At 55.9% G+C, this 26309-nt stretch carries 20 protein-coding genes; 6 read left to right on the top strand and 14 right to left on the bottom strand.

What is annotated here, in order from left to right:
• Window positions 1-386: 386 nt before the first annotated feature.
• From EGT74_RS23810 to EGT74_RS23790, 5 genes are all read right to left on the bottom strand, one after another.
• The gene (locus tag EGT74_RS23810) at window positions 387-1742 is read right to left on the bottom strand and encodes a vanadium-dependent haloperoxidase (protein WP_123849123.1); all 1356 of its coding nucleotides are present in this window, start codon (window positions 1740-1742) and stop codon (window positions 387-389) included.
• 317 nt (window positions 1743-2059) lie between these two features.
• Window positions 2060-2416, bottom strand: a complete 357-nt coding sequence (locus tag EGT74_RS23805; protein WP_123849122.1) for a hypothetical protein — start codon at window positions 2414-2416, stop codon at window positions 2060-2062.
• A gap of 18 nt (window positions 2417-2434) precedes the next feature.
• Window positions 2435-3439, bottom strand: a complete 1005-nt coding sequence (locus tag EGT74_RS23800; RefSeq protein WP_317126729.1) for a 2-hydroxyacid dehydrogenase — start codon at window positions 3437-3439, stop codon at window positions 2435-2437.
• 169 nt (window positions 3440-3608) lie between these two features.
• Window positions 3609-3881 carry a hypothetical protein gene (locus tag EGT74_RS23795; RefSeq protein ID WP_123849121.1) on the bottom strand — a complete coding sequence of 91 codons (273 nt, stop codon included), beginning with the start codon at window positions 3879-3881 and terminating at the stop codon, window positions 3609-3611.
• Between the two features lie 174 nt (window positions 3882-4055).
• Window positions 4056-4430, bottom strand: a complete 375-nt coding sequence (locus EGT74_RS23790) for a DoxX family protein (protein WP_123849120.1) — start codon at window positions 4428-4430, stop codon at window positions 4056-4058.
• A gap of 100 nt (window positions 4431-4530) precedes the next feature.
• Here EGT74_RS23790 and EGT74_RS23785 point away from each other — a divergent pair, with 100 nt between their 5' ends.
• The 3 genes from EGT74_RS23785 to EGT74_RS23775 all read left to right on the top strand — a co-directional run bounded on the left by EGT74_RS23785 (window position 4531) and on the right by EGT74_RS23775 (window position 8668).
• Entirely contained in the window at window positions 4531-4890 is a 360-nt protein-coding gene (locus EGT74_RS23785) for a winged helix-turn-helix transcriptional regulator (protein ID WP_123849119.1), read from the top strand.
• A 91-nt stretch (window positions 4891-4981) separates the two neighbouring features.
• On the top strand, window positions 4982-7129 hold the full coding sequence (locus tag EGT74_RS23780) for an alpha/beta hydrolase family protein (protein WP_246008294.1): 2148 nt from the start codon (window positions 4982-4984) through the stop codon (window positions 7127-7129).
• Between the two features lie 36 nt (window positions 7130-7165).
• Window positions 7166-8668, top strand: a complete 1503-nt coding sequence (locus EGT74_RS23775) for a glycoside hydrolase family 28 protein (RefSeq protein ID WP_123849118.1) — start codon at window positions 7166-7168, stop codon at window positions 8666-8668.
• A 175-nt stretch (window positions 8669-8843) separates the two neighbouring features.
• On the opposite strand, the gene EGT74_RS23770 is transcribed toward EGT74_RS23775, so the two are convergent.
• The 9 genes from EGT74_RS23770 to EGT74_RS23730 form a co-directional block, all read right to left on the bottom strand.
• A complete protein-coding gene (locus EGT74_RS23770; RefSeq protein ID WP_123849117.1) occupies window positions 8844-10427 on the bottom strand; it encodes a RagB/SusD family nutrient uptake outer membrane protein in 1584 nt (527 codons plus the stop codon).
• Between the two features lie 11 nt (window positions 10428-10438).
• Window positions 10439-13822 (bottom strand): TonB-dependent receptor, encoded by a 3384-nt coding sequence (locus EGT74_RS23765; protein ID WP_123849116.1) that lies wholly within the window; start codon window positions 13820-13822, stop codon window positions 10439-10441.
• A gap of 123 nt (window positions 13823-13945) precedes the next feature.
• The gene (locus EGT74_RS23760; protein ID WP_123849115.1) at window positions 13946-15073 is read right to left on the bottom strand and encodes a FecR family protein; all 1128 of its coding nucleotides are present in this window, start codon (window positions 15071-15073) and stop codon (window positions 13946-13948) included.
• 78 nt (window positions 15074-15151) lie between these two features.
• Complete coding sequence (locus EGT74_RS23755; RefSeq protein WP_123849114.1) at window positions 15152-15742, bottom strand: RNA polymerase sigma factor; 591 nt, start codon at window positions 15740-15742, stop codon at window positions 15152-15154.
• A 192-nt stretch (window positions 15743-15934) separates the two neighbouring features.
• Window positions 15935-17569: an acyl-CoA dehydrogenase family protein gene (locus tag EGT74_RS23750; RefSeq protein WP_123849113.1), complete on the bottom strand. Its 1635-nt coding sequence runs from the start codon at window positions 17567-17569 to the stop codon at window positions 15935-15937.
• Between the two features lie 151 nt (window positions 17570-17720).
• Entirely contained in the window at window positions 17721-20804 is a 3084-nt protein-coding gene (locus tag EGT74_RS23745) for a non-ribosomal peptide synthetase family protein (RefSeq protein ID WP_123849112.1), read from the bottom strand.
• Window positions 20805-21363: 559 nt separating this feature from the next.
• Window positions 21364-22719 carry a DegT/DnrJ/EryC1/StrS family aminotransferase gene (locus EGT74_RS23740; protein WP_123849111.1) on the bottom strand — a complete coding sequence of 452 codons (1356 nt, stop codon included), beginning with the start codon at window positions 22717-22719 and terminating at the stop codon, window positions 21364-21366.
• Window positions 22720-22755: 36 nt separating this feature from the next.
• Window positions 22756-23532, bottom strand: a complete 777-nt coding sequence (locus EGT74_RS23735; RefSeq protein WP_123849110.1) for an amidohydrolase family protein — start codon at window positions 23530-23532, stop codon at window positions 22756-22758.
• Window positions 23522-24454: an amidohydrolase family protein gene (locus tag EGT74_RS23730; protein ID WP_246008293.1), complete on the bottom strand. Its 933-nt coding sequence runs from the start codon at window positions 24452-24454 to the stop codon at window positions 23522-23524. The genes EGT74_RS23735 and EGT74_RS23730 overlap by 11 nt, the downstream gene beginning before the upstream one ends.
• A 458-nt stretch (window positions 24455-24912) precedes the next feature.
• On the opposite strand from EGT74_RS23730, the gene EGT74_RS23725 reads away from it, so the two are divergent.
• The 3 genes from EGT74_RS23725 to EGT74_RS23715 are packed head-to-tail and all read left to right on the top strand — an operon-like array spanning window position 24913 to window position 26285.
• Window positions 24913-25182, top strand: a complete 270-nt coding sequence (locus EGT74_RS23725) for a PAAR domain-containing protein (RefSeq protein ID WP_123849109.1) — start codon at window positions 24913-24915, stop codon at window positions 25180-25182.
• 6 nt (window positions 25183-25188) lie between these two features.
• Entirely contained in the window at window positions 25189-25731 is a 543-nt protein-coding gene (locus EGT74_RS23720; protein WP_123849108.1) for a DUF4255 domain-containing protein, read from the top strand.
• On the top strand, window positions 25731-26285 hold the full coding sequence (locus tag EGT74_RS23715; RefSeq protein WP_123849107.1) for a hypothetical protein: 555 nt from the start codon (window positions 25731-25733) through the stop codon (window positions 26283-26285). The genes EGT74_RS23720 and EGT74_RS23715 overlap by 1 nt, the downstream gene beginning before the upstream one ends.
• Window positions 26286-26309 lie beyond the last annotated feature (24 nt).

Here is a 26309-nt window from a genome sequence, read left to right as displayed (position 1 = left end):
TATTTTTCTTTAAAACAGGGACTTCAAAAGGCAGAACATAATTAGTGAATGATTTTCAACTCATTATCAGGATAAAACCTCCAACAAAGGCATATCAACCCATATTATGTAAACAGAATATTATTAAAAAAGTAAACAATTAAGCAAAAGAATATGCAAACAAAATAAGTGCATTAACAGCCGCCTAACATTCTCCGCCGGTACACGAAGTCGGCCCATCTGTGGGAGCACGCTGTTGCGATGGTGATAAACAGGAACCGTCATTGACCACCGGGTCAGCAGGTAGCGCAATGCTCCCTTTCATTGAAAAGAGCACGCATAAAAAAAACACAAACCCGCTCCCGGTGCGGGTTTGTGTATCAGGAAATTTTGTACCTGCGCAGCGTTCAGTACTGCAACGCCAGCACTCTCAGCGCCAGGTTGTAGCCCGCGGTTTTACCCACCTCGCTGTCGAAATCATAGTGAATGCCGCCATATACTCTCGAAATGGCGGCTTCATTGATCATGGCCTGAAAATTGGCAAACGGGCGCGGTGCAAAACCATCCGGTACTTTCTGATGATCGGTAAACGAAAAACTGTTGCCGAAACGTGCGGCCATGATATGACCGGACACGCTCGTGAAAGTGGAGTGGCCGGAGGTGAAGGACGGGAACGGCGGCGTACCGATGAGGGGCATCCAGCTGCTGTCGATTTGCGCACGGATGTATGTTACCGGCCGCAGCACGTTGTAGCGGTACTTATGTCGCCAGCACAGGATAGCGGCGTCGTTCAGGCCGATACCTACCTGGGCGAAGAGTTTCGCGGCGCCGGTGAGACTGAGGTCCTCATCGTTCACCAGCTGCGCGGTGATGGCGATGAGGTGCCCCGGCGGCGTGAAAGTACCGCCACCGTCTGCCCAGTAGCGGGCAATCAGGTTTTCTTCCGGCGTAAGCGAAATGCCTTTCTGATAAACATACTTCGCGGCCTGGTAAAATGCCGATGTGGTATCGGTGGAATACGCAGGGAATGCTGCGCCGGCGGTATCGGAAGGTGCAAACTTCAGCAGCAGGCGGTTGTTGCCCCAGTAAGGCAGCATGGCACGCTGGAACTGCGGCGGCGTGGACACCCATAAACCGGGACCAACAGGCGGCACATAATCCGTCGGGAAGTTGTTCAGATAACCGTCTTTTCCGCCATCGGTGCTGGACCACTGGTAAATCGCCGTGGCGATCTGCCGGCCGAAATAAATGGAACGGTCCACTTCTGCCTGGCTGCAGCTGTCCGCCAGGGCGGCCAGGTTATCAGCTTCCAGCTGGGTGATGAGCTGCTGGTTAGCGGCGCTGGCGTTGGGGAAGAGGTCTTTGATCGCCTGCGCCATGGCGCTGTTCGCCGCGATCGCCCAGTTGTATTTCTTCCACTTTTCGGGTTTGGGAAGATTGGACAGCCCGTTCAGCTGACCGCTTAACGTATGGCCCCAGGGCGTTCCCCATACCACCGCCTCGTGCAGGGTAATACCGGTGTACGCGATGGCCCGTGCAGCCACCGGCGGCGTGAAGCCGCTGCTTTCTTTGATCAGTTTTAATTCAAGCTTGTACCACGACACGGGCACGGCCGCGCCGCCGTTGAGCGACTGCACATCGATGGCAGCCATGGTTTCGGCCGAAAGGGTTTCCCTTTCCGCCAGCTTTTCCTTGTTACAGGCCAGCATACTGAAAATCAGGGTAATGGATAGCATGCGGGTAAGCAAACAAATAGATTTCATTTTGGTTTTTTTAAAGTTAACAATGTAATAATCCGGGAATTTTTCGGGGGTTCGGTTATTTGACTTTGCTAAGGTAGGCGGCGGCTACGCAACCTATCCGCGCAGCATATTTTTGGGAAGAAAGATTTTATCTGCAGGCAATTATAACACGCCGTTGATATGTTATGCGGATTATTCAGGAACACCCGGGACAGGCGTGCATCCATTCCGCATCACTGCAAAAAAGCAGGCGCAAGAAACAATCCCGCGCCCTGTTAACACCAATAGCAACACTGCGCGGAAGCATCGGCTTCCGCGTCCCTTCGTGAAATTGGCTGTTATTGGCCCGCAGCGACCGGCTCCTTGCGCTGCGGCGTTTCTTCTCCCTTCGCCAGCCAGCGCGTAGCCTTGTATTTGGGCAGGAATTCATCCAGCTTTTTCTGCAGCCATTTGGAAACAAGCTCGAACACGATGAAACCGATCACGATGGAAACGCCCCACTCCATCATGCTGAATGTTTTTTTGTCGACCACCGTGCGGTGCGCGGTCAGTCCCCAGAGATTGCGGATGCTGCGGGTGGTAAAAAAGTGGGAAACGAGGCGGGTGGAGGCCATGCCTACCACAAAGCCGAGAAAGTTGCCGGCATAGTTGCCGTACACATAGCCCAGGAATTTCCTGACAAGATTGATTTTCATAGGTATCAGATAACAGTTTTATGCTAACAGCACGCCTTCGCTGACGGGCTTCCCGTTGCACAGCTGGTCGATGCTGCGCATCGTGATCTCCGCGATCTGCGAGAGCGCTTCTTCTGTAAAAAAAGCCTGGTGGCCGGTAACCAGTACGTTCGGAAAACTCATCAGCCGTTGTATCATATCGTCTTCGATAATGGCGGCCGACAAATCCTTGAAGAACAGCTTTTCCTCCTGCTCATACACATCGATGCCGAGGTAGGCGATATGACCTGATTTCAGGCCCTCGGTCACATCGTGGGTATTGAGCAAGGCTCCGCGGCTGGTATTGATGACGGTAACGCCCTTTTTCATCTGCCGGATGGCTTCGCGGTTGATGAGGTATTTGTTGTCCGGCGTGAGGGGGCAATGCAGGGATAACACATCCGCCTCGCGCAGCACCTCCCCGAACGGCAGATACACCACTCCCCCCTTTTCCAGCGCCTCATCAGGATAAGGATCAAAAGCCAGCACCCTGCACCCGAACCCAAGCATGATGCGGCAGAAAGCGCGGCCGATCTTGCCTGTACCGATCACGCCCACCGTTTTACCATACAGGTTAAAGCCCAGCAGGCCATTGAGGGAAAAATTCTGCTCCCGCACGCGGTTATACGCTTTATGCGTTTTCCGGTTGAGGGTCAGTAACATGGCGACGGCATGCTCCGCCACCGCTTCGGGAGAATAGGCCGGCACCCTGCATACGCGGATGCCATGTGCTTTTGCGGCATCGAGATCTACGTTATTAAAACCCGCGCAGCGCAGCGCGATCACTTTCACGCCTTTGGCGGCCAGCACCGCGATGACTTCGGCGGTCAGTTTGTCGTTCACGAAAACACATACCGCCGGCGTGCCGTTTTCGACGGCATTGACGATGTGCGGGCCCAGGTGGGTCTCCAGGTACTCCGGCGCAAAGCCGTACTTTTCATTTTCCCGGTTGAAAAATTGTTTATCGTATTGTTTGGCGGAAAAGAACACAACCTTCATAGCCATGAAAATACAAAAAAGGCGGTTGCGAAAAAGCCCGGTTTTTCTGTATTGCAAAGTAATCCTGAAGATACTCCTCCAAATTACCTGCTTCACAGCTGATTACGGACGGGCCTCCTGACCGGAAATAAAAACCGCCACGCACGAAAACGGAACTGGGAAGAGCAGAGTGCAACTACCCGATGGGAGAGGCTTCGATGGCCGCAGCGAATTCTTCTTCCAGCGGTACATAAGGCGGGGGACAAACCCCCTTCCCGACAATCTTAAACTGGCCTTCGGTATCTTTTTGAATGTGGAACCGCACCGTTCTGCCCTGGAAGGGCACATATACCTGGTACAATTGTTTATGGACGCAGCTCATGGTCACGAACTTAATCCTTACTTGTTCACTGTCTACAATAAAATCCTTTTCGAAATTCCTGATCAGCTTCCAGCCTAATGAGCTCATACGTTATAAAAATGAGGCGCAAAGATCAACTTTTTTTCTTTTGCAACGGTCTTTTTTCCTTCGTTTTGTTTTGTAAGACAAGCGGTTGCGCGGTTGCGATCAAAAACAATTCCGCCGGCGACACCGGCATAACGGCGCCACCGGCGGAAAGGACGATCATCTGAAACAATGGTGCTATACCGTTACGGGCTTCGCCAGTTTCCCGTAATACACATAAGAAACGATCAGTATCCCCAGGAACAGCAGCGGCATGATGCTGTGCGATACCGTATCCCCGATGGCCAGATGCGTCAGAAATGCCGATGCCAGCACGATCATGAACCCCACATATACAAATTGTTTGGCAAACCCCTTCACCGCCGGCACCAGCAGTAAAACACCGCCCACCAGCTTGGCCACCGCCAGCTCTATCCTGAAAAACGAAGGGAAACCGATCTGTACGAAAGCCTGTTTCATTTCTTCATTCGTCAGGTAAGAAAAGCCGGTGAAAAGCATCATCAGCGACACGATCGCCGTGCTGGCCCAATAGATAATCCTGGTTTTGTTCATTTATTTTGGTTTAGGCAACAAAACTACCTACATTTACTATACATTAGTAAGTACTATACGATTGTATAGCACTATACTGTTGTATAGTAAAACGCACCAGATGAAATCACGTGAAGGCCATGAGCCTGGGAAATGTCTCAGCATGCTGCTGCCCATTACCGATGCCCTCGAGGTATTGAGCGGAAAATGGAAACTGCCGATCCTGATCAGTTTATCGTTCGGCAATAAACGATTCGGGGAAATGGCGAAGGAAATACCGAAGATCACGGACCGGATGCTGTCGAAGGAATTGCGCGAACTGGAAGCGCATCAGCTGATCAAACGCACGGTGTACGACGCCGTGCCGGCCATCGTGGAATATTCGATCACGGACTACGGCGCTTCCCTCGACCCGCTGATACAGGAGTTGTACAAATGGGGCAGCCGGCACCGGAAGCGCATGATGGCGAAGTCACATTAGCTGGCAACGGACATACGGGCAGGAATATTTTCCCCTTCGCTACTCCCATGCTGCGTTTCAGTTGTCTTATCTGAAAGAACAACCGTCTGGCATGTTATACCGCATTATGAACAAACCGCAATCATACGCACGCGCGAAGGGGATATTCATTACAGGACTATTGCTGTTGCTGGCATCTTCCGCCGTCAACGCCCAGCAGGAACTGGACGTTATCCGTACCTGGCAGGCGTATTCCGACGCGCCCAATTCCCTCTACCGCCACCTCGCCACAGCAGCCATACAACAGCTAAGCCGCCGGCCGCAGCAATACAACCCGCAGCAGCGGCAGCAATGGATCCGGCAAACCCTGCAGGATGCCGTGGGCGCTTTTCCCGCCAAAACGCCCCTGCATGCGAAAGTCACCGGCACTATCCGGAAAGACGGCTATACGGTGGAACACATCGTGTACGAATCACAGCCGGGATTCTATGTGACCGGCTCTTTATTTCTCCCTGCGCAAAGCGGCAAAGCCCCGGCCGTGATCTATTGCAGCGGCCATTCCGCCAACGGCTACCGCTCTCCGGCTTACCAGCGCGTCATGCTGAACCTCGTGAAAAAAGGGTTCGTGGTGTTTGCTTTCGACCCGGTCGGGCAGGGAGAACGACTGGAGTATTACGATACCGCCACCCGTCAATCACGGCATAAATGGCCCTCGAATGAACACTCCTACCCCGGCGCCCAGTTATTCATGGCGGGCGGCACGCTGGCACGACAAATGATCTGGGACGGCATCCGCGCGGTCGATTACCTGCTTACCCGCAAAGAAGTGGACCCGCAGCGCATCGGCATCACAGGCCGTTCGGGCGGGGGCACGCAATGCGCTTACATCGCGGCGTTCGACGAACGGATAAAAGCGGCCGCGCCGGAAAACTATATCACCAGCTTCCGGCGGCTGTTTGAATCCATCGGTCCGCAGGATGCCGAACAGAATTTCCTGGGAGGCATCGCGCGCGGGCTCGACATGGGCGACCTGCTGACGGTGCGCGCACCCAAACCCTGCCTGATGATCACCACCACCCGCGATATGTTCTCCATACAGGGCGCCACCGAAACGGCGAAGGAAGTAACGGCGATGTATGCCGCCCTTGGGAAAAAGGATAATTTCGGAATGGTGACGGACGATGCGCCGCATGCATCCACCAAAAAGAACCGCGAAGCGCTTTATGCCTTCCTGCAAAAACACCTCGCCCACCCCGGCAATGGCGCCGATGAAGAAATCCCGCCATTGAGCGCGGAGGAACTGAAAGTAACGCCCACCGGGCAAGTCAGCACTTCGCTGAAGGGTGAAACCATTTTCAGTCTCCACCTGCAAACCGCACAAAAGCAACAAACCGCTTTACAGGCGGCGCGGCAATCGCCGGCTTACATCAACGCCATGCTGGATTCAGCCAAAAAACTGTCGGGTTACCGTGCGCCGGCCACCGCCATTCAACCTGTACAGGCTGGCCGCTTGCAGAAAAATGGCTACATCATCGAAAAGGCGTTCGTAAAAGGGGAAGGCGATTACGTGATCCCTTACCTGCTGATGAAACCGGAACTCGCTAACCGGAAGGCCGTCATCTACCTGCATCCTTTGGGCAAAGCAAAAGCGGCCGCCCAGGCGGAAGCTTTGCTGAAAGCAGGTTTCACGGTGTTGGCGCCGGATATGGTGGGCACGGGCGAAACCGGGCCGGGCGCGTTCAAAGGCGATTCCTTCATCGACAGCATCTCTTATAATTTGTGGTTCGCCACCGTGCAAACGGGCCGCAGCATCACGGGCATCCGCGCGGGCGACGTATCGTTGCTCACCACGCTGCTCATGAAAAACGAAGGATTCAAAACCATCTACGGCGTGGCGGAAAAAGAGATGGCTCCGGTACTCCTCCATGCCGCCGCATTCAACGCCCATATCTCCCGCATCGCACTCATCGCGCCCTGCAGCTCGTGGTGGTCGGTGGTGAGCAGCCGCATTTACCAGCCGGCGCTGATACAAAGCGCCGTGGCGGGCTCCGTCGGTATATACGACCTGCCCGACCTGGCCGCCAGCCTCTCACCGCGTAAACTGCTCGTGGCGGGCGCTACGGACGCGAACGGCAACAATGCGAAGGATACGGAAAACCATACCGTCATCCAGGCCATGTACCGGCACCACAAAGCGGATAACCAGCTCAAAATAACCGGTAACACAGGCGAACTGCTCTCCTGGTGGTTAAAAGACTAAACAAACATTCCGCATCACTCCCGCAAACTTTTCAACATGACCGTAATGAAACAACTTGGGCTGCTGTGCCTGTTATTTTTTACTCAACAGACCGTTGCCAAAGATTACCCGATTACAGACTTCGGCGCAAAGCCAGGGCCGGGACATATGAACACGGCCGCCATCAACAAAGCCATCGAACAATGCCACGCCGCCGGCGGCGGCAGGGTGATCGTTCCCGCCGGTGTTTTCAGCTCCGGCACGCTTGTCATGAAAAACAACGTCAACCTCCATCTCGAAATGGGCGCCACGCTGCTGGCCAGCGCCTCGCCGGACGACTTCCCCGCACAGCCGCAGCCGCGCTACCGTTCACAGAAAGATCCCGGCGGCTGGCGCGCATTGATCTATGCAAATGAAGCGGAGAACATCGCCATTACCGGCCACGGCACCATCGACGGTAACGGCGCCAGACATCCCGGTAACCCCAAAAACAGGATCGGCAGCGATATGGACGGCCGCCCGCGCAACATCCTGTTTATTTCATGCCGGAACGTACAGGTGGGAGGCATCCGCATGCGGAACGCCGCCATCTGGAACCAGCATTACCTCGATTGTGAAGACGTGATCGTTGACCGGGTGCAGGTGTACAACCACGCCAACCGCAACAACGACGGCATCGACATCGACGGCTGCCGCCGCTTCGTATTGTCCAACTCCACCTTCGATACGGACGACGACGCCATCGTACTGAAAAGCACCGGGGCCGCGGCTACGGAAGATGTGGTGATCACCAACTGCATCGTATCGAGCTTCTGCAACGCCATCAAGGCCGGCACGGAATCCACCGGCGGCTTCAAAAATATCGCCATTTCGAATTGTGTCATCAAACCCAGCCGCAACACGGAAAAACCCATCTACGGCACCTCCCGCGGCATCGCCGCGCTTTCCATCGAGATTGTGGACGGCGGACAGATGGAAGGCGTCAGTATCAGCAACATCAGCATCAGCGGCAGCGATTGCCCGCTGTTCGTTCGCCTCGGCAACCGCGCCCGCAAACATACCGCCGCCGCACCGGAGCCCCCGGTGGGCACCATGAAAAACATCGTGATCAGCAATGTAACGGCTTACGGCACCGGCAACTATTCCGCTTCCATCACGGCCATTCCCGGACATTACGTGGAAAACATCTCTTTGTCCAACATCCAGTTCTTCAACCGCGGCGGCCTTGCTGCCGGCGGTTATATCAAAGATGTGAAAGGCGTAAAGGAAGATGAAAAAGGCTATCCCCAGCCCACCGCCTGGAAAGAGCTGCCTTCTTCCGGCCTCTTCATCCGGCATGCCCGGAACGTACAGGTAACCGGCCTCATGCTCGGCGCCGCAGCGGCCGACCCGCGCCCGCCGGTAGTAGCGGAGGATGTGGAAGGATTGCAGATCAAAAACGTGGCAAGAATCGCCAACTGCACGGCCGGTGTGTTTTTCAAAGGCAGGAATGTGCGGCACTTCAATGTGGAAACACCACCGGGATGGGATAAGCAGGAAAAACAGCTCGACGGTCAATAATGCTTCGTAAAGCCGTAACCGGATCAGTCGCTCTAACAGCAAAAGCCGGGCAGATGTCCGGCTTTTTTTTGATAGTATATGCGACAAAATAAAAGAGCCGGAAACCCCGGCTCTTGCGATGAAACTGTATGCAGACTTTGGAGCCAGATCTTCACTTTTACAGCGCCGGGCGCTCTTACTTCCACAACGGGTTTTGCTCCATGGCTTTGTTCAACGACATTTCCAGGCTGGGAATCGGCAACAGGTTATGTTTCTCCGATACATTGTTATACCCCCTTGTGGAATACTTCAGGCCCGCCGGCGCGTTCGCCTGAAGGTCGGCGCCCACGGCTTTCATCACCGGTATGAAAATCCCCCAGCGTATCAGGTCGCCCTTGCGCAACGCTTCAAATGCAAGTTCCCGCGCCCTTTCGTCCTGCAGCACTTTCCGGAAACCCTCCTGCCCCAACCCGGACAGATCCGCTTCCGTAATATTGGTGGCATTGGGCAACAGTTTGCCGTATCCCCTTCTGCGCACGAGGTTGATGGCAGTGTAAGCCGTAGCGGAAGGGCCGCCGTTCAGTTCATTGTCCGCCTCCGCGTACATCAGCAGCACGTCCGAATAACGGATCACGGGAAAGTTGGCAGGACCGTAATCGGTATTGCGCGGCAGCACGGTTTCGTATTTACGCCGCCATTTGGCGCAGCTGCGGGTATAGATGTCCGTGGCGGCTTTCGGTACTTCTTCCGTTCCGCTGCTGCTCCGGAAGCTGTATGGCGCAATAGCCCAGTCGCGGCGCAGGTCGCCGGCGGCATACATCCGGTAGAGCGTACCCGTCACGCCAATCCTTTCATACGCGTACCCGGCAACGTTGTCACGGTTCAGCGTAGACGCATAGTTCACGAACCGGCCGCCGCTTTTCAGCGTATTGGTGCTGTTGCCGTAGAACTCTATTTCCCACAGCGTTTCATTGAACTGCGTATCGTAGAGATCGGCGGTTTCGTTGATGAAGATCTGTTTGTAATCGATATTGAGCTTGTGGATGCCGGACTGTATCACACTGTCGGCCCAGTCGCGGGCATCTTTGTACCGGGCGGTTTCTTTCAGCGGGTGCCCGGCCATTTTGAGGCATACCCTCGCCAGCACGCCCATGATGGCCGTTTTGGAAACATGCACCGGTTTGCCGGTAACGGTGTAACTGTTCACCAGGTTTTTCGCCGCGATCATATCGGCGAGTATCTGTTCATATACTGCTTTCTGCGGCGTGCGGGGATTGTCGGTGTTCCGGCTGTCTACCGTCGGGTCCAGGAGCAGCGGCACATCGCCCCAGTTGGATACCAGCTGGAAATACATGAACGCCCGCAGGAAGAGCGCTTCGCCTTTGATCACATTGCGGGCGGCTTCACTCATCACGGGTTTATTGATATTGGCCAGCAGGTAATTGGCCCGGTTGATGCCTTTGTAGAGGTCGCGCCAAAGGGCGTCTACATAAGAGTCTGCGGTATTGTGGTCGTAGGCCATGGCGTTGGCCGTGCTGGTCGTGGATTTGTAAAACGCCTCATCGCTGCCGTGCTGCAGGAACAGGGAAAGATACAGGCCATAGGTGGCATCCAGCGCCAGTGCATTGTACACGCCCGCGAGGGCTTCATTCAGTTCTTTTTCCGTGCTGTAATACTGCTCCGGCGAAGAAAAGTCCTTCGGCTTCGTTGCCAGGAATTTTTTACAGGAAGTCCCGGCCAGCATAGTCAGCGAAATGAACAGGACGATTGTTTTTTTCATGTCGGATGCTTTTATAATGTCAGATTAAGGCCAAAGGTGATGGTGCGGGCGCGCGGGTATACCGAATAGTCAAACCCGGGCGTGAGCGCGGAATCGAAGGCGGATACTTCCGGGTCGAAGCCGGAATAGCGCGTCCAGGTAATGAGGTTCTGCGCGGAGGCATAAATACGCAGGCCCGTCAGTTTTGCTTTTTTAATGATGTGCGCGGGAAAATTGTAGCCCAGCGCCACCGTTTTCAGGCGCAGGTAAGAACCGTCTTCCACCAGCCGGGAAGAATACCCGAAATCGGTGGGGCCGCCGCCGTTGGTGCGGAAATAGGTGTTGTTCTGGTTCTCCGGCGTCCAGCGGTGCCGGTAGGTGGCAAACATGTTCTGGTGCATCCTGCCGCCGCCTTCGAAAATAATGCGGTTGGCATTGAAGATCTCCTGCCCCACCGTAAACTGGAAAAATACGTTCAGGTCGAATCCCCGGTAGGAAAAGTTATTACTGAACCCGCCCGTATAGTCGGGATTGGGATCGCCGATCACGGTACGGTCGTCTGTGTTGATGACGCCGTCGTTATTCATGTCGCGGTAGCGGATGCCGCCCGGCTGCGTAACGGCGCGGTTGGTATGATAGGTGGGCACGCCCGTTTTCAGCACATAGGCGCCTGAGCCCGTCTGATCGAAATCGCTGTACTGGTAATTGCCCTCCCACTGGTAACCATAGTACAGCGCAATGGGCTGGCCCACTTCGGCGATGTACAGCGGCACCCGGCTGAAATCGAGGTTCCAGGTGAGAATGGAGAGCAGCGACTGCTGGTTTTCCGCCAGCTGCACCAGCTTGTTTTTGTTGAACGAAATATTGAACGAGGTATTCCATTTCAGGGCGGTGTTGGTCAGCACATCGGCATTGACGGTAAACTCCAGCCCGGCGTTCTGCACCTTCCCGATGTTTTTGAAAGCACTGGAGAACCCCATCGAGGTAGGCAGCTTCGCGTCGAGCAGCAGATCGGACGTCACCTTTTTGTACGCATCCACTTCCAGTGTGAGGCGCTGGTTGAAGAAACCGAGGTCCAGGCCGATGTTGCTTTGCGCCGTGCTTTCCCATTTCAGGCTTTTGGTGCCCAGCTCGGATAAAACGGCCGCTTTCTGCGGCAGGTTGTCGAAACTGTAGGCAATGCCCGCAGGCAGGGTGATGGCCGACAGGTAAGCAAAGTCGGACACGCGGTTGTTGCCCGTTACACCATAGCTCACACGCAGTTTGGCATTGGAAAGAAAACGGAGCTGCTTCAGAAAATTCTCCTCGCTGAGCCGCCATGCAAATGAGCCGGAGGGAAAAAACCCCCACTTGTTGCCTTCTGAAAATTTGGAAGACCCGTCCGAGCGGAACGAAGCGGTAAGCAGATACTTATCGCGGAAGGTGTAGTTGATCCTCCCGAGAAAAGAAGCGAGCGTAAAATTGGAAGCACCGGAATGTACGGCCACCGGCGTGCCTTCGCGCAGTCCCGCAACGCCCAGCGCTTCGTTGGGCACCATATTGGCGGCATGTCCATTGGTGGTGCGTTCGCTGGTTTGCGCCGTAAAGCCCGCCACGGCATTGATGCGGTGGTTTTTATTGAATTCCCTGTTAAAGGTGAGCGTGTTTTCGTTAAGGTAGCTGGCCCTTTCATTGAAAATCACGGAGCCGTTCACGCCGTTGTTTTTTCCCGTTTGCGTGAACGGGCTGCCGCTGGGCGTTCTGCTGTTGTTGAACGATTCGTTTTTGATGGTTTCTTTCGTCATGCCGCCCGTAACGCGCAGCGTGAGGTATTTGCCGAACTGGTACTCGGCGTAAGCATTCAGGATCGTAATGTCCGACAGCATCTTGCGGTGCTCGTTCTTTGCGGCCGACAACGGGTTGAACCGGTAATCGGCCAGCGGGTCCACCGCATCGTCCACATCTTCCTCTATCAGTGAACTGCCTGTGCTGCCTGTCACCGGCCGGTAGCCCCATACGCTGTACATCAGGTTGCTGGAAAATACCGCGCCCCTGCCGGTGGCCGGTGTGGTGCCGAATTTGTCGAGGTGGCTGAGGTTGGCGTTGAGCCCGATCTTGAAACGGGGATTGATGGTCTGATCGATATTGAAGCGCCCCTGGTAACGTTTATACCCGGTATTGACGATCACGCCGTCCTGGTTCAGAACGGAACCGGAAAGGGAATATTTCGTGGTTTTATTACCGCCGCTGACGGAAATAAAATGGTTCTGCATGGGCTGTATGTTGAAGATCTCGTCCTGCAGGTCGAGGCCCTTTACGTTCCGGTAATCTTCGATCGATTTGCCGTTGGCAAGGTAGGCGGGGTTGGCCAGCGCACTGTCCCGCTCCACCTGGTATTTCACGAACTCGTACGGGCTCATCAGTTCCATTTTCCGGATGTTCTGCTGGATGCCGTAATAGCCGTTGTAGGTAATCACCGGCGGGCCTTCACGGCCTTTCTTCGTCGTGATGATCACCACGCCGTTCGCGCCCCGCGCCCCGTAAATGGCCGTGGCCGAAGCATCTTTGAGCACTTCGATGCTGGTGATTTCGGCGGGATTGAGGGCGTTGTTATCGGGGTTTTCCATCGGAAACCCGTCGATCACGTACAGCGGCGAATTATCCTGCGTAACGGAGTTATTACCCCTGATCACGATTTTGGTGGCCGCGCCCGGCTGGCCGTCGGCGGAGCTCACCTGCACACCTGCCACGCGGCCGGCAAGGGCTTCCTCGAACGAACGCACGGGCGCTTTATGAAAATCCGCCATCTTCACCGATGCGATCGAGCCGGTGAGATCCCTTCGCCGCACTTCGCCATACCCGGTTACCACTACTTCGCGGATGGATTCGGGGGCGGGCGTGATTTTCACGAGCACTTCGGCGCCCGCCACCGTCACTTCTTTTTTTTCGTACCCCATGAAACTCACCATGATCACGGCGCCCTTCGACGCGACAATCTTGAAGCGGCCATTGTTATCCGTCACGGCGCGGGCTTCGCTGCCTTTCACCATCACGGATACACCCGGCACGGCCTCGCCCGTTTTATCATCCTCCACCCTGCCGGTAATGGTACTGTCTGCCCGTTGCGGCGGTTCGGCGGTTTCTTTTTTGCGGATTACGATCATCCGCTCGTCGATGTAAAAACTGAGCGGCAAACCGGCCAGGCATTGCTGCATGGCCTGCTGCACCGTGGCGTTCTTCACCTGCAGGTCCACCTTGTCTACCCGGCTGATCAGGTCTTTGTCGTACATGAAGTCGTACCCGCTCTGCGCGCGGATGAGCTTCAGTATTTTTTCCAGCGGCGCATTCTTTTCGTTGATGGTAATGTTTTGCGCATAACCGGAAGCGGCCGCGCTTTGCAGGGCGGCGGCCAGCAGCGCTGACAGCACCCATTTCATAACAGGCGGAAACCTCCAGGCATGGCATAGCCGTTTACCTGTTGCGGTAATTTCTGAGAACATTCAATTGCGGTATTTTAGTTGATAAATGCTCCGGCTGGAGCGCGTTGGTAATTTCCTGGCTTATCTGATCACTTTAACCGTTCTTCCTTCTACTGTAAATTTCACGTTGCCCGTTACTTCGAGCATTTTCAGCACTTCGCGGATGTTCCTGTTTCTCGACACTTCGCCGCCGATGCGGAACCGGCGCGGCTCGGTTTCATAAACCACATCCACGTCGTACCAGCGCGAGATCATGCGCATCACCGTTTTGAAGTCCTGCCCGGAAAAGATGAACTCCCCGTTTTTCCAGGCCGTTTCCACGGCTGTTTCCGCTTCGCGCACGCTGGTATTCCCGTTGTGCAATACGGCCTGCTGGCCGGGCCTGAGCGTGCTGCCGTTGACTTTTACGGCACCCTGCACCAGGGTGGTCTTTACATCCGGCTCGTCGTTGTATGCATTGATATTAAAAGCCGTGCCCAGCACCTCCACGGTATTGGCCTGGCTGATCACTTTAAACGGTCTGGCCGCGTCTTTGGCTACTTCGAAATATGCTTCCCCGCTGAGTTCCACGCGCCGCTCCGCCAACCCGGCAAACGAAGGCGGGAAAGTAAGCCTGGATGCGGCATTCAGCCACACGCGCGTACCATCGGGCAGATCTATCCGGTAATGCCCGCCCCTTGGCGTGCTGATCGTATTGGGTTTGGCGGTACCGGCAGCGGCACCCTCCTGTTCGTACAACAGCTGCCCTTCCTGTGTTTTCGATATGCGGGCACCGCCCTGTTGGGCGATCTCTCCGTTGGCGGCATCATTCAGCGAAATCACATCGCCATTGCCGAGCGTCAGCACGGCTTTGTTACTGCCGGGCAGCACCTGTGCGGGCGGCGTAACAGTAACTATTGCCGGAGAAGAAGTCGTCGCCCGGCCCAGGTAAAACATCAGTCCGCCCCCTACCGCCAGCAATACCGCCACTGCGGCAGCCACCCTGTACCAGGTGAGGCGGCGCACCCGCCCGCTCCGTTGCGGAAGGCCGGCCCTTTCGAGGGTGCCCGCCCAGAGCTCCGCGCCGAGATGCTCGAAGTCGCCCTCGCCGGACAGCTGTTTTTTAGCCGCTTCGGTCTCGTACCAGCGTTCTACCATGGCGCGCTCGGGGCCTGTGGCCGTGCCGTCGAGATATTTTTTCAGAAGTTCAGCTGCCTGTTGTTCGTTCATGGGTAGATGGTCCGGAGGACTGCTTTAGAAATAAGACAAATGGAAATCATGGAGGGAGTACCCGCGGAGAAAAAAAATTTATCCGCGCATGCTGGCCAGTATCACGATGGTCATGGCGCCGGCATCTTTCAGGTTCAGGCGAATCTGTTGCAGGGATTTATACATCTGCTTTTTTACGGTTTTATCCGAGATGCCCAGGCGCAGGGCGATCTCCTTGTAACTCAGGTTTTCTTTCCGGCTCAGCTCGAACACTTCTTTCATGCGCGGCGGCAGGGCCTGTATTTCCCGTTCGATGGCCGCGGCCAGGTCTTTTTCATCCAGCCGTTCGAGGGTGGCGGTGCTGTGATCGGCGGCGAAACCCGCCAGGCTGCTCAGGTAAGCGCTCTGGTATTTGTTCTTCCGGATGAGGTTGAGCACTTTGTGCCGCGCCGATACATACAGGTATCCGGAGAGGTTGGTATACGGCTGTTCCCTTTTTACCCAGATTTCGCTGAACACCTCCTGCAACACGTCTTTGGCTTCCTCTTCATCCTGCAGCATCTTGTACACGTGCCCGTAAATGACCCGCCAGTAACGGTCGTAGATCTGCGCAAAAGCAGACTGGTCGCCAGACTTCAACAAGTCTGCCAACGCCGTATCCGATAATGTGCTGTATGGCTGATCCATCATATGGTTGATAAAATTGCGGTGATGTAGCTGGCTGGTACCTGCAATATTAAAAAATTGTTTTGGTTCGCGGTAGTGGAAAATAATGTGACGGCAGCGTACGGTTGTTTAGTTGGCATGGCAGCTATCCCGGGTATTTCAATGCTTTCTCATAACGTGTATGCCCCCTTAAAAATTATCCTGCCGCGCATTCGCTCAGCCGTTAAAACACCTTCCCGTTATTTCATCCGCCAGCCGTTCGTCCATCAGCGTGCCCCAGCTCAGGTTACGCTGATCGGCGAGCCTCGCCGAACAGAACATTTCGGCAACGGCCACGGGCGCCGTGTCAAAGAGGGCGATGGCCTGGAGGCACAGCGCTATCTTTTCCGTGATGATACGGGCGCGGTATTCGAATTCCTCCGGCTGCGACAGCAGCTGCTGCAGCTGGCGCAATTGTCCGTCGAGCGCGTTGTGCCGGCCTTTGGCCGCATGCAGGTGGTTCATCAGCGCTTCCACCGCGGCGGGTTCCTTGCGCATCGCGCGCAGCACATCCAGCGCCTGTATGTTTCCCGAGCCTTCCCAGATCGCATTCACCGGCACGTCGCGATAGAGCCGCGGCATGATGGATTCTTCCACGTAACCATTGCCGCCGGTGCATTCGAGCGCTTCCCCGAGCACGAGCACCGCTCTTTTGGTATTCCAGAATTTCCCTACGGCGGTGGCGATGCGGGAGAAGTGCAGGGCCTCTTCGCTGGCAGCGGCATCGTCGAATGCTTTGGCGAGGCGCAGGGCCAGGGCGGTGGCGGCTTCCGACTCGAGGCACAGATCCGCCAGCACGTTTTTCATCAACGGTTGTGCGATGAGTTTTTTGCCGAACGCCTCGCGGTGCCTGCAGTGATGCACCGCTTCCGCCACGGCGCGCTGCATGGTGGCGGCGGATCCGATCGCACAATCGAGGCGGGTATGACGCACCATCTCCATGATGTTGGCGATACCGCGGCCTTCTTCGCCGATGATGCGGGCCCAGGCGCCATGGAACTCCGCTTCGCCGGAAGCGTTGGATCGGTTGCCCAGTTTATCTTTCAGCCGCTGGAAATAAAGTTTGTTCTTGTCGCCGTCCGGCGTGAACCTCGGCACGAGAAAACAGCCGAGGCCCTTTTCGGTTTGCGCCAGCACCAGGAAGGCGTCGCTCATCGGCGCACTGCAAAACCATTTCCTGCCGGTAATGTGGTATACGCCGTTGCCGGCCGGTTTCGCATACGTGATGTTGGCCCGCACGTCGCTGCCGCCCTGCGGTTCCGTCATCGCCATGCCGAAGGTGCAGCCTTTTTTATCATAGTAGGGAATGTGGCGTTCGTCGTATTCGGTCGATAACACACGGGGCAGCCATTCGTCCGCAATGCCGGGCGCTATCTGCAGCGAGGGCACCACGGCAAACGTCATCGTCAGCGGGCAACTGCTGCCTTCGTCGATCTGCTGTTTGAGGTACGAGAGCACGGCATGTTCGAGGTAACTGCCGCCGGGCGTCCACGCGCCGGTATGCACGCCATGCCGGATCGCAACGGCCATCATCTCGTGGTAGGCGGGATGAAATTCCACCACATCGAGGCGGTTGCCGAAACGGTCGTGCGTTTTTAGTACCGGTGTGTGTTTGTTGGCGAGGTGCCCTGCCTGCTGCATCGCGCGGCTGCCCATGATGGCGCCGAAAGCGGCGGCACGCATGGCCGTCTGCTGGCTGCCGTACACGGCAGTCGCCTGCCGCAGGGCGGGATGGGAAGTAAATGAATTGTAGTCTTCCAGCACCGGCGGCTGGTTGGCGGCGTGCGTGAAATCAAAACCGGAAGTATCCATCTCCTGCGTATTTGATATACACGAATTTAATGTATTTAAAAAGACCGGAGCCGCAGTATGCGGGCTCCGGTCTTTCCGGCGGCCTGTTATGTAACAGGCATGCCTGGGTATGCAGGTACCGGTTGTGCCGGACAGTAACCGCTGCATGCCGTCATGACACAGGAATGCCGAGATATTGCAGGTACTGGTCGAGCAGTTGTTTGTCGAACACCGGCTCCCGGATATCACTGTCCTTCAGGAAATTCACCACGTTTTCGCAATCCCAGACGTAGGTGTGCTGGTAAAGCTCTACGGTCGACAGGCCTTCGTGCATGTTGTCGCGGAACAAACTGGTGAGCGGGTACAGGCGGTTGCTGCTGTCGTTTTCCCAGATGGCCCTCCACTCGCGGTACGGCAACCCTTTCAGCTGGAAAGGATAGTGCTTCTGGAGCAGGGCGAAAAACGCTTCGAGGGTGAGATTGGTGTCGGGTGAGGCGATGAGGTTGAACTTGCGCCCGATCGCATCTTCCTTCCGCGAAATATGCACCATCGCGCGGGTCATATAATCGACCGTGATCAGTCCTTCGCGAAGCTCCGTCAGTTGTGGGTATGCGCCGAACTCGATGCAGTTCCGAACCAGGCCCGACCACCACTGGTAATCCGCGCTGGCGCCGCTGGTGCTGTGGCACATCGCGTAACCGAGGCGGTAAGTGATCACCGGCAGGCCTTCCGCGGCGGCGAGATCGGCAATGGCTTCCATCACCCATTTGCTGCGCACGTAACCGATGTCTTTGCTCACCGCCAGCAGGTTCTGGGCGATGTCGTCGGTTTCCTTCATCACCGTTTTGTGGGTGAACACATGGCCCCAGCTGTACACGGAGATAGTCGACAATAAAACGAGGCACTTCAGTTTCACCGCGCCGGCCAGCCGGATGATCTCCCGGATGCCGGTCACATTCGGCGCTTTCATGTAAGAATAGGGCTCGATGAAATTCACCGAACTGCCGGAGTGATAGATCACGTCGATCTTCTGCGAGAGGAAGCGGTACTGTTTTTCCGGCAGGCCGAGGAAAATCTTCGACAGGTCGCCCGTTACCGGGATGATCCGCTTCTGCAGTTCAAGCGCCACATCGATGCGGTACCGCGAAAAACACTGCATGATCTTTTCCATCGCCTGGTATTCGTCTTTCGCCCGCACGAGGCAATAGATGTCGGCCGACGTTTGTTGCAACAGGTCGGCCAGCAGGTGAATGCCGACGAAGCCCGTAGCACCCGTCAGGAAGATCGCGGAAGGTTTACTGAGCACGGAAGCATCGAAGGTGCCGGCAAACGAGGTGCCGGGCGCGAGGAACACATCGTTCTGCAATTCCACGTAAGGCTCCACGTCTTCCACGGGCAGCTCCTGCTCCCCTTCCGTAGCGCGACCGATCAGCATCGCCGCCAGATCCTGCAGCACGGGATATTCGTAAATGTCACGCATATACGTTTTTACCTGCAGATGGTGACGCATGGCTGCGGTAACCACCGCCACGAGCAGCGAATCGCCGCCGATATCGAAAAAGTTATCGGTCATATTGATCACCGGGCGCTCCAGTTCCCTCGCCCATATTTCCGAAATCACACGTTCGGTGTCGTTGGACGGCGGTTCGGCGAGCACGGTATCTTCCGCGTGCTGCGCGGCCAGCTCCGCCAGCCGGGCCTTGTCCGCTTTCCCGTTGGGCGTTAAAGGAATCGCAGCCACCGGGATGAACTGCGCCGGTATCATATAGCCGGGCAGTTCGGCCCTGAGCTCCTGGCGGATGGTGGCCAGATCAGGGGCGCCTTCCTGCACATAAAATGCGATGAGATATTTCTGGTGCCGCGTATTTTCTTTGGCGATCACCACGGCGTTGCTGATGCCGGGTATTTTCAGCAGGCTGCGTTCGATCTCTCCGAGCTCGATCCGGAACCCCCTGATCTTGACCTGGTTGTCGATACGCCCGAGAAAACGGATACTCCCGTCCGGCAGCCGGCAGGCGAGGTCGCCCGTGCGGTACAATTTTTCGCCGGGGATAAACGGATGCGGGATGAACTTCTCTGCCGTCAGCGTTTCGTTGTGCAGGTAACCCGGCGACAGGCAAATGCCGCTGATGCAAAGCTCTCCCGTTGCACCCACGGGCAGGAGCTCATCCTGCTGCCCGATCACATAGGCCTGGGTGTTGGCCACCGGCGTGCCGATGGATGATACATACGCGCCGTTTTTATCTTTCACCAGCCGGTAGGTGGCGAAGATGGTGCATTCCGTGGGGCCGTAATAATCCACGAGCGTGTAAGACAGGGAGCCCGTCAGCACCGGCTGCAGCTGCTCACCGCCCGTGAAGAGATACTCGAGCTGCAACGATTTGTCGCCGCTGCTCCGCTCCACGATACCGGGCGCCAGCACGGCCGGGGTAAAGGCGTGCGTGATGCGGTTGCGGCGGTAGAATTCCAGCAGGGTCTGCGCGTGGGTGCGCTCTTCATTCCCCGCAATACAAAGAGTAGCACCGGATAACAGGGCCGACCATATTTCCCAGACGGAAATGTCGAACGCAAGACCGGCCACCAGCGTCAACCGGCTGGCGGTGCTGACGCCGAACCGGTGAATATGCCAGGTAATGAGGTTCACCACCGCCTCCTGCCTGATCATAACACCTTTGGGATTGCCCGTGGAACCGGAGGTATAAATGACATAAGCCAGTTCATTGGCCGGCGTTGCGACCGGTGTTGCGTCGAAGGCAGCCATGTCTTCGATGTACAGGATTTTCGTTCCGCCGCCCTGCTGCAGCGAAGCCCCGTGGGTTTTGCCAGTGATGATGAGCGCCGCGCCCGCATCGGAAAGGATGTACTCCACCCGTTTGAGCGGGTAAGCCGGGTCGATGGGAATGTAGGCCGCACCCGTTTTCAGGATGCCGATCACGGCTGCGAGCCATTCGATGGAACGGTCGAACCAGACGGGCACAAACTTGCCTGCACCCGCATCGTGCGCGAGCAGGCAATTGGCCACCCGGTTGCTTTGTTCGTCAAGCTCCTGGTAGGTGATGCTTCTCCCCTGGCATTCCACGGCGGTATGCAAAGGAGTTTGTCGCACCTGCCGGGCGAATAGGGACATCAGTGTTTCGTGGGCCGGGAATTCGTGGCGGGTGTCGTTGAACAGATGGAGGAGCGTGTGTTTTTCATCTGCGGTCAAAGCGATGCCTGAAACCGGGATGTCGTCGGTCTGTAGATGTGAGGTTTTCATTGGGTGTATCGGGTTTACAATAAATAATACGCTGCGGCCGCCGGGCCGCGAGGCTGTGTCTTAATGGAAAAGCAAATATGAAAGGAGCCACTGCAGTCGGAGGAGCAGTGGAATAACTCTTTGGGGGGATGGGGAAAACTCACTCAACCGACTGATAATCAACTAAAGGGAGCATACATAGGGGTTCATTGCAGGTTCCTTTGTTCCGGAATAGCCTGAAAGTGTTGCTGGTAGGGTCTTTACATGGGGTTGCGTCATATCTCCGCCATATCTCCGTTATATTAGCGCCATAGTTCCGTCATCCTATTAAAGATATGAAGTAACTCTGGCTGAAGATTAGTGAAAGTCCAGGGTTAATATATCGGAATTTAAAGAATTCACAATAGTGGTAACCGTTCAAGCCTATAGGCTCATCCCTGTTTTACCAAAGAAAAACGCCGGGCGCTTTACATCTTTCATGATGCAAAGCGCCCGGCATAGTTGAGCGGGAACGCAATCAGGTTTGTGAAAATCGACGGGGTACTGGGCGGGCGGGCACGGACCGGCTGCCGGACGTCTTTTACAAAGCCGCCAGCTTGTCGCGGTGGTCGTACACTTTCATGATGGCTTTCACCACATCGTCCATATCGGCGGTGCCGGCGATGAGAGTGCCGCAGCCGTGCATGGCCACCATTTCATCACACACCTGGTCGCAGCCGGGCAGCTGGCGCGCCGCTTCACGGAAAGCCTGCAGGCGGGCGGGACTGTACATCTTTTTATAATCGGGCTGCTCCACGAGGTAATCCACCCAGGGCTCGCGGTGCATGCCGCGGGGGATGTAGCCGCTCATGGCGATGCCTTCGGCGGCCAGCGCCTTGAGGAATTGCGCGCGGGTCGCGTTGTTGAAATGTTCCTTTTTGTAACTCATCGCGTAGTTGTAATAACTGCCGCTTTCGGTGCCGGCGTATTTTTTCTGCGGCACGAGCCCTTTGAAACCTTTGAGTTTTTCCGTGAGGTAATCGGCGTTCCGGTTACGGAGTTTGAAGCGCTCCACAACGGTGGGCAACTGGCCGAGCAGCACCGCCGCCTCGAATTCGTTCATACGGTATTTCGGGCCGATGGTCACGTGTTTGCCGGCTTTGTCGGTGCCGTGATTGTGCACGGTGAAACAGGCGTCCATCAGCGCGGCGTCGTTGCAGATAATGGCCCCGCCTTCGCCGCAGGCGATCTGTTTGCTCGCCTGGAAACTGAAACAGCCGAGCTCGCCGATGCTGCCCAGCGTGCGGCCGCGGTGGGTGGCCAGTACGCCCTGGCAGGCGTCTTCGATCACTTTCAGTTTGTGTTTGGCGGCAATGGCCATGATGCGGTCCATGTCCGCCGGCAGGCCCATCATATGCACGGGCATGATGGCTTTGGTGGCCGGGGTGATTTTGCGCTCCACATCCGCCGGGTCGAGCTGATAGGATGCGGGATCGAGATCGGCCATCACAGGCAGCGCCCTGTTGGTGATGATGGCGGAGATGGTGCCGAAATCGGTGTAGGGGGACGTAATCACTTCGTCGCCGGGCCCGATGCCCAGCGCCGCCACGCAAATGGCGAGGGCCTGTGTGCCGGAGCCGGTACCGAGGCTGTATTTTGCGCCGAGCAAGGCAGCGAACCGCTGCTCGAAGGTGGCCACATTGCCGTTGGTGCGCGCCTGTATCCTGCTCCAGATGCCGCTCTTCGTCGTCTTCACCACTTCCTCCACCATCCGGTCGTCTACATACGGCCACTTCGGCCACGTTTTAGGCGCGGGCCTTACCGGCCGGCCGCCCAGTGCTGCAAGACTGCTGCTGTTCCCGGAAAAAGCCAGCAGCGGGGAAGGGATCATACCGGCGAGGGTAACGGCGGTGAGCTGGCCGAGAAATTGACGGCGGCCCCGGTTGTTGTTCGTCATACGATACAGATTTAGTCAGGTGTTATGGAGATATGATTACAATTGCAAAAAGCGTTGCGCGTTTTTATACCGGAGGGCCTCCCTGTCGCCTTCCCCTTCCCGCATCGATTCGATCCGCAGCAGGCCGGTGTAATAATCCAGTACGGGGAAGTGGGTGCCGAAGGCGAACCGGTCGTTCCCGAAACGTTTGATAAAATTTCCCATGTGCCCGATGTGGCGGCCGGAGGTGTCGAACAACACGTCCGCTTTTTTGACCAGCGCCTCTTCTTCCGGCGTCAGCACCACGCCGGTGCTGAGGTTCAGCAGCATGTACTTCGCGTCGGGCACGGCCTGCACCAGCGGCAGGTAATCTTTCAGCGACCATTCCGTGGCGAGGTCCATCCAGGAACGCTGCCGCTCGTCCACGATGCGCATCGTCAACGCTACCGGTATGCCCTTGTCGCGCGCCATTTTCACCAGCTCGATCAGGGCCGGTTCGGTCATCGTATAATCGTGGTAATTGGGAAACACGCGGATGCCCTTCATGCCCAGCTTTTCCGTACAGGTTTTGAAATCGTCTTTCCAGCCGGCGTAGATCGGGTTGATCACGGCGAAGGGCATAAAACGGTCACGGAAGGCCCGCTGGGATCGTATTTCATCGTACAGTTCCTCGTTGGCCGACTGGGTATTTTTGTAAAATACGCCCTGCAGGTTGGTGATCACCGACAGGTCCGTGCCGTATTCGTTCATCCTGTCGAGCACGCCCCGGCAGGTATTGCCGCGCAGGCGTTTGAAGGGCCAGTGCCCTGTATATGCATTGATATCAATCAACATGGTAGCCTCCTTTTCTCAGGATGTTGTTATAGTTATCGAAAAAGATCTTGCGTTTCTGCGCGTCGGTCAGCCGGGCGTCGATGAGTTTGCCCACGCCGTGGTAATACATGTTGTCGGTGCCGAACAGCACACGGTCTTCCCCCACATGTTCCACCGCAAACTCCACCATGTTGTTTTCGTTGTTGCTGCCCGAAACATCCACGTACACATTGCGGTAGTTGCGGAGCGCCTTGCAGGCATATTCCCAGTCGGGCCCGCCGCCGGTATGCGCGTACTGGAACATCGCCTCGGGGTAGCGGGTGGCGATGGCGATGAAATCTTCCGGGGTCGACACGTTGGGTTTGATTTTCCGGTCGTATTTCATGCGGTAACCGCCGATGCCCAGCGAAGCTTCCGCGTGCATGAGCATGATCATCTTCAGGTCGATGAGTTTTTCCACGATGGGATAAAAGAGCGGATCGCTGATTTTCACCTGGTAATACACCTTCACCCCTACCATGCCTTCGCCGGTGCAGCGTTTGATTTCTTCCAGCGACTCTTTCGGGTATTGAGGGTTAAGAGTGGTCATGCCCACCAGTTTACCCGGGTAACGTTTCATACAGTCGAGCATGAGGTTATTGGCCGCCCTGAAATCGTCCGGCGTGGCGGTGGGTTTGGCGATCGGTTTGGAGATGTACATGCGCTCGATGCCGAGGCGGTCCATAAAGTCCACGTTCACTTCCGGGCCGTCTTTCGACAGTCCCACGTGCACGTGCGAATCCAGTTTCCGGTAACGCATCATTTCCTTTATCCGGTCTTTCACCGGGGAGGGCGGCCTCTCTTCGCCCGCGGCGGCGAGCAGGCGGTTGCCCAGCAGCATGCCGGAGGCCGATGCGGCTATATTGCGCACGAAGTTCCTCCTGTTGATTCCATTTCGCATCATCAGATATTTAACAAGCCATAAAAATTATTGTCATGCGGCGCCGTGGATACGCCGCTTTGTATGGTGATGAAACCTCCCTGCACACCGGTTGCCGTCCGGCCCCGGAAGGCCGGTTTCCGGTAACGTTACCATGATACATATTACTGCCGTAAACTGCTGAATGATCGCTTTCACCGGTAACGTACCCGAAAATAATACTTAATTATTATTTTTGCAACAGGCAGCCCCTTCCGGCAAAAAAATAATTTGGACCCAATGTTTTTTTTCTCTAACTTAATCGTGAAATAAGTTTTTAACCTCAAACTATCCGGATCTTTTCCTGACGATTAGCAGCAAGACCTCAAAAGAAGTGTAAACCTCAAAAGCGACGCAGAATTATCCCCGGAACGCGCATTGTCAGGAGTAAAATCACAATAGTTTATTGAGCACTATCACACAGCACTGTTAAACATCTGGTTATGTCATTGCCAGCAGCAACCATTGGTGACATGCACGTATGTCCCCATGGCGGCGGCCCCATCACCGGACCAGGATGCCCTACTGTACTCATCGGCGGTAAACCCGCCGCAGTACTGGGTGATACCTGCGTTTGCCCGTTGGCGCCGGACGCCATCATTACCGGATCCGCTACCGTGATGATCGGCGGCAAACCCGCGGCGCGACTGAGCGACAGCTCGGCGCATGGCGGTAGCATTATACTGGGTGTGATGACCGTGCTGATAAGTTGACAGCATATGTTAGCAGAAGCCTTAAACAGCATCAAAAGTGCGATCAGCCCCGAGTTCGCGGGCGGAGAGTTCGACATCGGCAACATTGCCAACCCGCCCGCCAACGCAGCGCCCGTGCTGCTTTCCCTCGTCAACCTGAAGGAGGAAAGCGCCATGAAGAACTCTGCGTATTCGCGGGTGAACAGCAACACGCTGAAGACGGAGTACTTCAATCCCTTCGTGTACCTCAATGCGTACCTGATGTTCAGTTCCCGCCGCACCGCCTATGCCGGCGCCATTGCAGACATCGCGAAAGTGGTGCGTTTCATGCAGGGGCAGAACGTGTTTGATGCCACCTACGACGGCGTGGACTATAAAACGGTGGTGAACCTCTATTCCCCCACGTTTGAAGACCTCAACCACATCTGGGCCATCCTCGGCGGGAAAATCTATCCCAGCATCATGTACATCATGCGCGTATCGGAACTGAAGAGCAACAAGGTCACCACCGGCGACGGCATCATCGAAACCATCGAAAACAAATTCAGCGTTATACAACCAAAACCCTGATGGAAAGCATCGTTACGGCATATCAGCATTTATGCGAAGTGCGCTTCCGCCACCAGCACCTCACCGGCAGCACCGCCGCGTTACCGGTGCCGGAGTGGCTGGTGTTTTACCCGGACGAAGAAACCAACGTGAAACTGCAGCGCAAACACCTCGTGATCAGGCCCTCTGCTACGGGCTTCAGTATCGCCGCGCGGGTGAAAGCGAATAAGGAGCCCTTTGCGGAGCTGAACGGCACGCGGCTGAAGATCGGTTTCTCCCTCGGCCCCGCCGTAGCCCGGCACACCAAACTGGCCGCGCATTTCCTGGTGACCGGCAAAGAAGGGCGGTATGTGTTCGGCAACTCCGTGGCGAGGCTCGCCGGCAGCACTTTCCCGGATATTTCCAAAGAGAACAAAGTAACCGCAGACCCCACCGAAGCGGTCAGGGTATTCGGTTATATCGAAATAGACATCCTGAAGAGCACCAGTCCGTACGACCTGCTCGACGCCGCCGGGAAGATCAAGTATACGAAAGGCGCGCCGGACAGTAAATTCCAGTTACTATTTGAAAAATAACACTGCATTCCATAACGAATTAAA

The sequence above is a fragment of the Chitinophaga lutea genome (assembly GCF_003813775.1).
Taxonomy (GTDB): domain Bacteria; phylum Bacteroidota; class Bacteroidia; order Chitinophagales; family Chitinophagaceae; genus Chitinophaga; species Chitinophaga lutea.
The sequence above is the reverse complement of the archived record's forward strand: the minus strand, read 5'-3'. Positions and strand labels throughout refer to the sequence as shown.

Coding starts and splice junctions, on each gene's coding strand:
- EGT74_RS23805 (WP_123849122.1), bottom strand. CDS start 2,416: ATGAAAATCAATCTTGTCAGGAAATTCCTGGGCTATGTGTACGGCAAC.
- EGT74_RS23735 (WP_123849110.1), bottom strand. CDS start 23,532: ATGTTGATTGATATCAATGCATATACAGGGCACTGGCCCTTCAAACGC.
- EGT74_RS23715 (WP_123849107.1), top strand. CDS start 25,731: ATGGAAAGCATCGTTACGGCATATCAGCATTTATGCGAAGTGCGCTTC.
- EGT74_RS23760 (WP_123849115.1), bottom strand. CDS start 15,073: ATGAACGAACAACAGGCAGCTGAACTTCTGAAAAAATATCTCGACGGC.
- EGT74_RS23725 (WP_123849109.1), top strand. CDS start 24,913: ATGTCATTGCCAGCAGCAACCATTGGTGACATGCACGTATGTCCCCAT.
- EGT74_RS23810 (WP_123849123.1), bottom strand. CDS start 1,742: ATGAAATCTATTTGTTTGCTTACCCGCATGCTATCCATTACCCTGATT.
- EGT74_RS23795 (WP_123849121.1), bottom strand. CDS start 3,881: ATGAGCTCATTAGGCTGGAAGCTGATCAGGAATTTCGAAAAGGATTTT.
- EGT74_RS23755 (WP_123849114.1), bottom strand. CDS start 15,742: ATGATGGATCAGCCATACAGCACATTATCGGATACGGCGTTGGCAGAC.
- EGT74_RS23790 (WP_123849120.1), bottom strand. CDS start 4,430: ATGAACAAAACCAGGATTATCTATTGGGCCAGCACGGCGATCGTGTCG.
- EGT74_RS23770 (WP_123849117.1), bottom strand. CDS start 10,427: ATGAAAAAAACAATCGTCCTGTTCATTTCGCTGACTATGCTGGCCGGG.
- EGT74_RS23730 (WP_246008293.1), bottom strand. CDS start 24,454: ATGATGCGAAATGGAATCAACAGGAGGAACTTCGTGCGCAATATAGCC.
- EGT74_RS23745 (WP_123849112.1), bottom strand. CDS start 20,804: ATGAAAACCTCACATCTACAGACCGACGACATCCCGGTTTCAGGCATC.
- EGT74_RS23750 (WP_123849113.1), bottom strand. CDS start 17,569: ATGGATACTTCCGGTTTTGATTTCACGCACGCCGCCAACCAGCCGCCG.
- EGT74_RS23765 (WP_123849116.1), bottom strand. CDS start 13,822: ATGAAATGGGTGCTGTCAGCGCTGCTGGCCGCCGCCCTGCAAAGCGCG.
- EGT74_RS23785 (WP_123849119.1), top strand. CDS start 4,531: ATGAAATCACGTGAAGGCCATGAGCCTGGGAAATGTCTCAGCATGCTG.
- EGT74_RS23800 (WP_317126729.1), bottom strand. CDS start 3,439: ATGGCTATGAAGGTTGTGTTCTTTTCCGCCAAACAATACGATAAACAA.
- EGT74_RS23780 (WP_246008294.1), top strand. CDS start 4,982: ATGTTATACCGCATTATGAACAAACCGCAATCATACGCACGCGCGAAG.
- EGT74_RS23775 (WP_123849118.1), top strand. CDS start 7,166: ATGACCGTAATGAAACAACTTGGGCTGCTGTGCCTGTTATTTTTTACT.
- EGT74_RS23740 (WP_123849111.1), bottom strand. CDS start 22,719: ATGACGAACAACAACCGGGGCCGCCGTCAATTTCTCGGCCAGCTCACC.
- EGT74_RS23720 (WP_123849108.1), top strand. CDS start 25,189: ATGTTAGCAGAAGCCTTAAACAGCATCAAAAGTGCGATCAGCCCCGAG.